5 protein-coding genes and 1 pseudogene are annotated in these 8,543 nt (G+C 70.2%); 4 read left to right on the top strand and 2 right to left on the bottom strand.

The window, feature by feature from the left end; all coding sequences use genetic code 11:
* The first annotated feature begins 153 nt into the window (after window positions 1-153).
* Window positions 154-2,670, top strand: a complete 2,517-nt coding sequence (locus tag KBW98_RS23230; RefSeq protein WP_229429382.1) for an ATP-binding protein — start codon at window positions 154-156, stop codon at window positions 2,668-2,670.
* On the opposite strand, the gene KBW98_RS23235 is transcribed toward KBW98_RS23230, so the two are convergent.
* The gene (locus tag KBW98_RS23235; protein ID WP_373888997.1) at window positions 2,654-3,610 is read right to left on the bottom strand and encodes an MBL fold metallo-hydrolase; all 957 of its coding nucleotides are present in this window, start codon (window positions 3,608-3,610) and stop codon (window positions 2,654-2,656) included. The two genes, KBW98_RS23230 and KBW98_RS23235, sit on opposite strands and share 17 nt — an antisense overlap.
* 201 nt (window positions 3,611-3,811) lie before the next feature.
* Between KBW98_RS23235 and KBW98_RS23240 the strand changes: the two genes are divergently transcribed.
* Complete coding sequence (locus KBW98_RS23240; RefSeq protein WP_211522542.1) at window positions 3,812-4,942, top strand: HPP family protein; 1,131 nt, start codon at window positions 3,812-3,814, stop codon at window positions 4,940-4,942.
* A 138-nt stretch (window positions 4,943-5,080) separates the two neighbouring features.
* On the opposite strand, the gene KBW98_RS23245 is transcribed toward KBW98_RS23240, so the two are convergent.
* On the bottom strand, window positions 5,081-5,773 hold the full coding sequence (locus tag KBW98_RS23245) for a UPF0149 family protein (protein ID WP_211522543.1): 693 nt from the start codon (window positions 5,771-5,773) through the stop codon (window positions 5,081-5,083).
* Between the two features lie 126 nt (window positions 5,774-5,899).
* On the opposite strand from KBW98_RS23245, the gene KBW98_RS23250 reads away from it, so the two are divergent.
* Window positions 5,900-6,895, top strand: a complete 996-nt coding sequence (locus KBW98_RS23250) for a serine/threonine protein kinase (RefSeq protein ID WP_211522544.1) — start codon at window positions 5,900-5,902, stop codon at window positions 6,893-6,895.
* Window positions 6,896-7,214: 319 nt separating this feature from the next.
* Window positions 7,215-8,543: pseudogene (locus tag KBW98_RS23255) on the top strand (hypothetical protein); the annotation flags it as partial.

Below are 8,543 nucleotides of genomic sequence, written 5' to 3' on the forward strand. Positions count from 1 at the left end.
CCCCACCCCCCCCGGCGGGCCCCCCCACCCCCCCCCCCCCCCCCCCCGGGGGGGGACCCAAGTTCGCCACCCCCCACCCATGTCTCCTTCCCCCGCGAACCACCCCAAAAAATTGCCGCAGCCTTAACGAAAAGTTGTGCGACAATCAAGGGCATGGTCCCGTTCACGCCCACCGGTCCCGGGGTAGACAGCCAGATGCCGGCCCTGCTGCGCCGCCATGACTGGCCCGCCACCACCCTCGGCCCCATCGCCACCTGGCCGCAGGCCCTGAAGACCGCGGTCGACATGATGCTGCACTCGTCCTTCCCCATGTTCGTCGCCTGGGGCCCCGAGCTCGTCTTCCTGTACAACGACGCCACCATTCCGCTGCTGGGCGAGCGCCACCCGAACGTGCTGGGCGCGCGCCTGTCCGACGTGTGGCCGGAAGTCTGGCCCTACCTGGTGCCGATGGTCGACCGCGCCCTCTCGGGCAAGCCGGTCTACCACGAGGACATGGAACTGACCCTGCGCCGCCATGGCTATCCCGAGCGCGCCACCTTTACCTTTTCCTTCGCGCCCCTGCACGGCGCCGGCGGCGAGATCGCCGGCCTGTTCTGTACCTGCATCGAAACCACCGGCCGCGTGCTGGCCGAACGCCGCGCCGCCTTCGAGCTGCGCGTCTCGGACGCGCTGCGCCCGCTGCTGCATCCCGAGGAAGTGATCGAAACGGCCAGCGGCCTGCTGGGACGCGAGCTGCGCGCCGCGCGGGTGCTGTACGCCGAGATGGACGACGCGCTGGGGCATTTCAGCGTGCCGCACCTGTGGAGCCAGGACGGCCGCACCCTGGCCGCGCGCCCGCAGTTCCAGCTGGCCGACTTCAGCCCGGCGATCGCCGCCGAACTGCGCGCCGGCAGCGTGGTGCGCATCGACGACAGCGCGCGCGACGTGCGCACGGCGGGCTTTCGCAGCACCTATGTGAACGAGCGCATCGGCGCGCTGCTGGCGGTCCCGCTGGTCAAGCGCGGCCGCCTGACCGCCTGCCTGGCCATCCACACCCCGCACCCGCGCCACTGGAGCGACCACGACGCCCGCCTGGCGCGCGACGTGGCCGAGCGCACCTGGTCGGCCGCCGAGGCGGTGCGCGCCCAGGCCGAGCTGCGCAAGGAGCGCGACCGCAGCCGCTACATCTTCGACGCCATCGCCGAGGGCTTTGCCCTGTTCGACCGCAACTGGACCATCCTGCAGATGAACGCCGAAGGCCTGCGCATCTGCGGCATGGAGGCGGACCAGGTCATCGGCCGCAACCACTGGGAGATCTTCCCCGAGTCGCTCGACACCGAGGGCGGGCGCATGTACCGCGACGTGATGCGCAGCCGCAGCGCCGGCAGCGCCGAGTACTGCCGTGTGTTCCCGGGCGGGCGCCGGGTGTGGTCCGAGATCCGCGCCTATCCGACCCAGGACGGCGGCATCGCCTCCTTCTTCCGCGACATCACCGACCGCAAGCTGGCCGAGGACAAGCTGATGGAGGCCGACCGCCGCAAGGACGAATTCCTGGCCATGCTGGCGCACGAGCTGCGCAACCCGCTGGCGCCGATCAGCGCCGCCGCCGAGCTGCTCAAGCTGGGCGCCATGGACGAGGCCCGGGTGCAGCAGAGCAGCACCATCATCGGCCGCCAGGTGCGCCACATGACGCGCCTGGTGGACGACCTGCTCGACGTTTCGCGCGTGACGCGCGGCCTGATCACCCTGGCGCGGGTCGCGGTCGACGCGCGCGTGGTGGTCGATGAAGCGGTGGAGCAGGTACGGCCGATGATCGACGCGCGCCGCCAGCAGCTGGCGGTGCGCCTGCCGCCGCACGGCGCCGTGGTCCTGGGCGACAAGGCGCGCCTGGTGCAGGTGGTGGCCAACGTGCTGGGCAACGCCAGCAAGTACACCCCGGAAGGGCGCCAGATCGACCTGCGCGCGGAATGCCTCGGCCCGCGCCTGGTGCTGTCGGTGCGCGACGAAGGCATCGGCATGGACCGCGAGCTGACCGGGCGCGTGTTCGACCTGTTCACCCAGGCCGAACGTTCCTCCGACCGTTCGCAGGGCGGCCTGGGGCTGGGCCTGGCCCTGGTCAAGCACCTGGTGGAGCTGCACGGCGGCACCGTGGGCTGCACCAGTCCGGGGCTGGGCAAGGGCAGCACCTTCGTGATCACCCTGCCGCTCGAACACGAGGCCCTGCTGCCCGAGGACTTGCCGGCGCTGGAGGCGCTGGAAGCAGCGTCGGCGGCGCGGCTGAAGGTGCTGGTGGTGGACGACAACGCCGATGCGGCCGAGATGCTCGGCATGCTGCTGGCCTCGCACGGCCACGAAGTGGTGATCGAACACGATTCGCTGCGGGCGCTGGACCGCGCGCGCAGCGTGCGTCCGGAGGTCTGCCTGCTCGACATCGGCCTGCCCGAGATGGACGGCAAGGAACTGGCGCGGCGCCTGCGCGCGCAGCCTGAAACACGCGAAGCGCTGCTGGTGGCGGTGACCGGCTACGGCCAGCAGCAGGACCGCGAAGAGGCCCTCGCGGCGGGTTTCCAGCACCACCTGGTCAAGCCGGTCAACTTCGACCATCTGCTGGCGGTGCTGGACGGCGTGCGCGCCGCGCCGCCTATATCGACGGCGACCGCGGCGCCGGCCGATCTCAGCGCATCTGCGTGAAGTTCACCGGGATGAAGCGGTAGCCCTTGCCCTCGGTGGCCAGGTGGCCCAGGCCGGGGAATTGCAAGTGGGCGCCGCCGATCAGGTAGCCGCCCTTGGCCGCGGCGTCGAAGGCTTTCTTACGTGCGGCCGCAGCGGCCTTCTGGTCGCTGTCGAAGGAAATCGTCACCTTCGGCTCGGCCATCTGCACCGCGGCCACGTGGATCAGGTCGCCGATCAGCAGCAGCTTCTGGCCCTTGCTCTCGACCATGTAGGTGGTGTGGCCCGGGGTGTGGGCGCCGGTACCCTGGGCGCGGATGCCCGGGACCAGCTCGGCGTCGCCGTCGAAGGGCTTGAATTTACCCGCCTTGATGTACGGCTGGACGGCGGCAGTGAAGCCCTTGAAGGTGTCGGTGTCCTTGATCTTGTCGATATTTTCCGGATTCAAGAATTGATCGGCTTCGTGCTTGTGGGCGCGCAGCACGGCGTTCGGAAACACGATCTGCGCATTGTTCACCAGGCCGCCGATGTGGTCGCCATGGAAGTGGGTGATGTAGATCTCGTCCACCTGCTCAGGGCTGTAGCCGGCGGCCTTCATGTTGGCGACCAGCCGGCCCAGGGTCGGGCCGAAGAAGCTGCCGGCGCCGGTGTCGATCAGCACCAGCTTGCTGCCGGTATTGACCAGGTAGGCGTTATCCGAGGTTTCGAGCGGGGTCTTCAGGTGCTGCCTGGCCAGGGTGGCCTTGGTCTTTTCCGGCTTGTCGGCCAGCAGCTGCTCGACCGGCAGGTCGACGGTGCCGTCGGACAGCGGGGTGATTTCGAAGTCGCCCAGCATGACCCGGTAGTAACCCGGGGCCGGGGTCTTGACCATCGGCGCAGCGGCCAGGGCAGGGGTGGCGAAGCAGGCCGCGGCGGCAGCGGCGGCGAGGGCGGTCACGGCGTGGCGTTGGAAGCGCATCATTTTTCAGGATCCTTGTGATGGTTGTGCACTCGGCGGAGCGTTGCATATCTTACATCATTGCATTTTTGAATGCATGGTTGGCTGCCGGTTTGCTGTAACGCAAACGCACCACGGCAGAGCAGGACGCACCGGCCTGGACAATCGTGCACTGTTAGCGTGCGTGTGGTCTAATAGAAGTATTTTCCGTCCAACTTTTGCGCAATGCTGATCCACGTCGCTTCCCGCCTACGCCGTCGCCTGCCGCAACCGGTTTCCCTTCCTCCCACCGCCCAAGCCCGCGCCGCCCTCGGCGCCGTGGTCGGCCTGATGCTGTCGGGCCTGCTCAGCCAGGCCGCCCTGGGCTGGGCCGCGCCGGGCGCCCATATCGCCTGGCTGGTCGCGCCCATGGCGGCCTCGGCCGTCCTACTGTTCTGCGTGCCGGCCAGCCCGCTGGCCCAGCCCTGGTCCGTCATCGGCGGCAACGTGGTGTCGGCCCTGACCGGCGTCGCCTGCGCCCAGCTGGTGCCGGAACCGATGGTGGCCGCGCCGCTGGCCGGTGGCCTGGCGATCGCGATGATGTTCCTGCTGCGCTGCCTGCACCCGCCCGGCGGCGCGGCGGCGATGACGGCCGTGCTGGGCGGCGATGCCGTGCGCGAGGCCGGCTTCGCCTTCGCGCTGGCGCCGGTGGGCCTGAACGCGGTGCTGCTGGTGCTGGCGGCGCTGGTGTACAACCGCCTGACCGGCGCGCACCACGCCCATGCGCCGGTCAAGCCCTCGGTGGTGGACGACGAGGACATCGACGCCGCGCTGGAACACTTCGGCGAGCCGCTCGACGTCAGCCGCGAAGACCTGGCGACCATCGTCCACGACGCCGAGCAGCACGCGGCCGGGCGCCGCGCGCGCGGCCTGCGCGCCGGCGACGTCAGCGTGGCGCCGGTGGCGCGCCTGGCCCCGGACCAGCTGCTCTCGAGCGCGCGCGAGCAGTTGCTGCGCCACGGTGTGCCGGCGCTGCCGGTGGTGGATGGGGAAGGGCGGCTGCTCGGGCTGCTGACCCAGGCCCAGCTGCTGCGCGCCGCCTCGGAAGCGGAGATGCGCTCGCTCGGTTCGCGCGCCAGGCTGGCGCTGGTGAGCCTGGCGGGCAGGCGCGAGGCGCAACAGCGCGTGGGCGACCTGATGACGGCGGGTGTGGCGATCGATGCCGCGCGGCCGGCGACCGAGGCGGCGGCATTGGCGACCCGCCATGGGCTGGCGCGGGTGCCGGTGGTGGATGCGATGGGCAGGCTGGCGGGGATGACGGGGCCGGCGGAAGTGCTGGCGGCCCTGCATGGGGCGGTGATGGAGCGGGCGGCGTAGGCCCGATCGGCCGGTGCGACGGTTTAAACGGTAGCGATCACCGCGTGGGCGGGAGACCCGCCCACCCTACGGTAGGGTTGGCGGCTCCGCCGCCGGCGCGTTCAACCGGCGCGTGAATCAATGCGCCGCCTTCGGACATCACGCGCTCTCGGCCCCGCAGCACTTCTTGTACTTCTTCCCGCTGCCGCACGGACAATCGTCGTTGCGACCGACCTTCGGCTCCTCGCGGCGCACGGTTTCCACGCCCGGCTTGCGGCGCGGCGCCCACCAGCGGTGGATGGCCGGCAGGTTGGCTTCGATCTCCAGCGCCAGCTGGTGTGCCTTGGCGGGATCCTCGACTTCCGGCAGTTCTTCTTCGTCGATCTCGTCCGCGCCCAGCAGGTAGATAGGGCGCATCAGCTCGCCCACCTCGGAATCCCAGATCGCGTCCCAGGAGCCGGGACGCAGTTCCATCCCTTCCCAGAAGCCCCAGCACCAGGCCTCAGCGTCGATCAGGGTCTTGCCCTGGTGTTCGTGTTCGCAGAACAGCGGCTCGAATTCCTTGGGCGCCACCTCGAAAGTGACCAGCACTTCGTTCATGAAGCGCATGATGAGGTTGACGATGCGTTCTTCCTCGCGGCCGTTCTTCCACTTGGGCGTGCTGGCGCCGTCCTCGCCCCAGACGCGCGGCAGCCACTCGGCCGGCATGATGGACTCGGGCCCGATCGCGATGGCGGTCAGGTAGCCGTGCAGGGTGTCCATCGTCATCGCGTCGTCGGAGCAACGGTCGGACAGGAGGAACTGGTCGAGTTCGTCGAATTCTTTTTCGGAGAGGGGCTGGTCGAGGTGCATGGAAAGACTCTTGTTGCGTTGAAGGCGCCAGTGTAACGCCTATGCCGCGCGCCGGCAGAAAAATCGTCGCGCGGACCTACCCCGGATTGCTGCACGCGATCCGGGACGCCGCCTTACAATGCGGGCATGACTACACCTCTTCCTGAAACCCATCCGTTCTCCCGTCTCGACCCCCAGCTTGTTCTGGAGGCGCTCGAGAGCGTCGGCCTGTACGGCGACGGCCGCCTGCTGGCGCTCAACAGCTACGAAAACCGCGTCTACCAGGTCGGGATGGAGGAGGGGCCGCCGGTGGTCGCCAAGTTCTACCGCCCGGAGCGCTGGAGCGATGCCGCGATCCTGGAAGAGCATGCATTCGTCAGCGAGCTGGCGGCGCAGGAGGTGCCGGTGGTGCCGGCCCAGGTGATCGGGGGCCGCGGCCTGCATGCGTTCGCGGGCTTCCGTTTCGCCGTCTTCCCGCGCCGCGGCGGCCGCGCACCCGAGCTGGGCGACCCGGCGACCCTGGAATGGATCGGGCGCTTCATCGGCCGCATCCATGCCGTCGGCGCCGCCAAACCCTTTGTGGAGCGGCCGACGCTCGACGCCCAGACCTTCGGGCGCGATCCCTACGACTACCTGCGCAGCCACGATTTCCTGCCGCCCGAGCTGCTGACGACCTGGTCCAGCGTGGTCGAGCAGGCGCTGGCCGGGGTCGAACGCTGCTACGAGCGTGCGGGGGAACTCCCCCTGCTGCGCCTGCACGGCGACTGCCACGGCGGCAACGTGCTGTGGACCCCGGACGGCCCGCACTTCGTCGACTTCGACGACAGCCGCATGGGGCCGGCGGTGCAGGACCTGTGGATGCTGCTGTCGGGCGAGCGCCAGGAAATGGTGGGCCAGATGAGCGACGTGCTGGCCGGCTACGAGGACTTCTGCGAATTCCACCCGCGCCAGCTCTACCTGGTGGAGGCGCTGCGCACCCTGCGCCTGATCCATTATTCGGCCTGGCTGGCCTCGCGCTGGGACGATCCGGCCTTTCCGGTGGCGTTCCCATGGTTTAACACCCAGCGCTACTGGCAGGATCGGATCCTGGAGCTGCGCGAGCAGGTGGCATTGATGGATGAGCCGCCGCTGTGGCCCGTCTAGGGTCTGTCTGGCTGAGTCTGCGCCGCAGCTAGCCTATTTCGTAGGGTGGACGGCTTTGCCGTCCACGCGGTGATAGAGGCTCCGCTTTCGTGCGGGATGATCTCGCTGCAAACTATCCCCGCGTGGACGGGGAACCCGTCCACCCTACCATGCGCCAACAATTATCTTGTCGCCTCGGCGCTCAGTCAGACAGATCCTAGTGCGATCCGAACAATGAACTGAGCAGACAACACCGTTCAGTTCCGCGTGGCACGCCGGCGCGATTTCCCGGATAATCGGCTGGAACCGTCCCGCTCCCGGGACCGCATCGAGAACGGCCATGGAACCCAAGCAACCCACCCCGTCCAAACCAGACGACACCGATTTCATGATCGACCTGTCGCACGCCGGCAGCGTGCTGCCGCCGGGCGACGAGCCGTCCGGCGCGTCTGCCGGTCAAGCGGCGGCCGCGAAGGGGGGCGGACGCGGGCCGCTCGACATGCGCGAGATCCAGGAAGCCATCGCGCGCGTGGAAGCCGAAGCCAAGGCGAATGTCGCCGCCGAAAGCCGCGCCCACGCCGAGAACCGCGCCCGCACGCTGGCGGAAGAGCGCGCCGCGATGGACGCGGCGGCGGCCGCCGCGGCCCTGGCCAATGCCCAGGCCTCCGAGGAGGCGATCGCCGCCAACCGCGACCGCCTGGAATCCCTGCGCGCCGCGGCCCAGGCGTCCGCCGAACGGCTGGAAGCCATCCGTAACGAAACCGCCGAGCTGCGCGCGCGGGTCAAGACCGAAACCGAAATCCGCGTGGCGGCCGAGGCACGCGCCCGTTCCGAAGAGGAAGTGCGGCGCCGCGCCACCGCCCAGATCGAGGCCCAGACCGAAATGGCGGCCAAGGCGGCGCGCGCCGCCGACGAGCTGCTGGTCCAGACCGAACAGGCGCGCCTGCAGGCGGCCGAGCGCATGGCGGCGGTGGAGGCGGCCAAGGAAGAAGTGCTGCACAACGCCAGCGCCGACGCGCGCGTGGCGATCCTGGCGCGCGAGCGCGAGCGGGCCGAGAAGGCGGCGCGCGCCACCGCCGAGAAACTGGCCGAAGCCGAAGCCGAGGCCCTGGAACTGGCCCTGCAGCGCGAACGCGCCGACCAGGTGGCGCTGGCCTCCGCCTTCCAGCGCGCGGCGGCCGAGGCGCGCGCCCTGGAAGAGGCGCGCGCGCTGGCCCACATCGAACAGGAACGCGAGGCGATCGCGCTGGCCCAGGCCGAGTCCGAGCGCGTGGCGGCCCAGTCGCTGCGCATGCGTTTGGAAACGGAGAAGGAGCTACGCGACGCCGCCACCCACCGCGAGCGGCTGGAACAGCGCGCCGCGGCCGGCGCCGAAGCGCGGCGCGAGGCCGAGACCCGCATCCTGGCGGCGACCGAGGCGCGCATCGAGGCCGACCGCAAGCTGCGCGAGGTGGCGGCGGAACGCGCCCGTGCCGAGGAGGAGGCGAGCCAGCAGGTGCAGGCGCGCCTGGAGGCCGAGGCGGTGGCGGCGCAGCACGCGCGCGAACGCGCGGCGGCCGACGAAGCGGCGGCTCAGGCGGCCCAGCGCCAGGTCGAGGAAGAACGGCGCCAGCGCGCGCTGGCCGAGCAGCGCGCCGCCCAGGCAAGTGCAGAGGCCGAGGCGAGGGCG

It is taken from the genome of Massilia sp. ST3 (genome assembly GCF_018119405.1).
Lineage (GTDB): Bacteria > Pseudomonadota > Gammaproteobacteria > Burkholderiales > Burkholderiaceae_D > Telluria.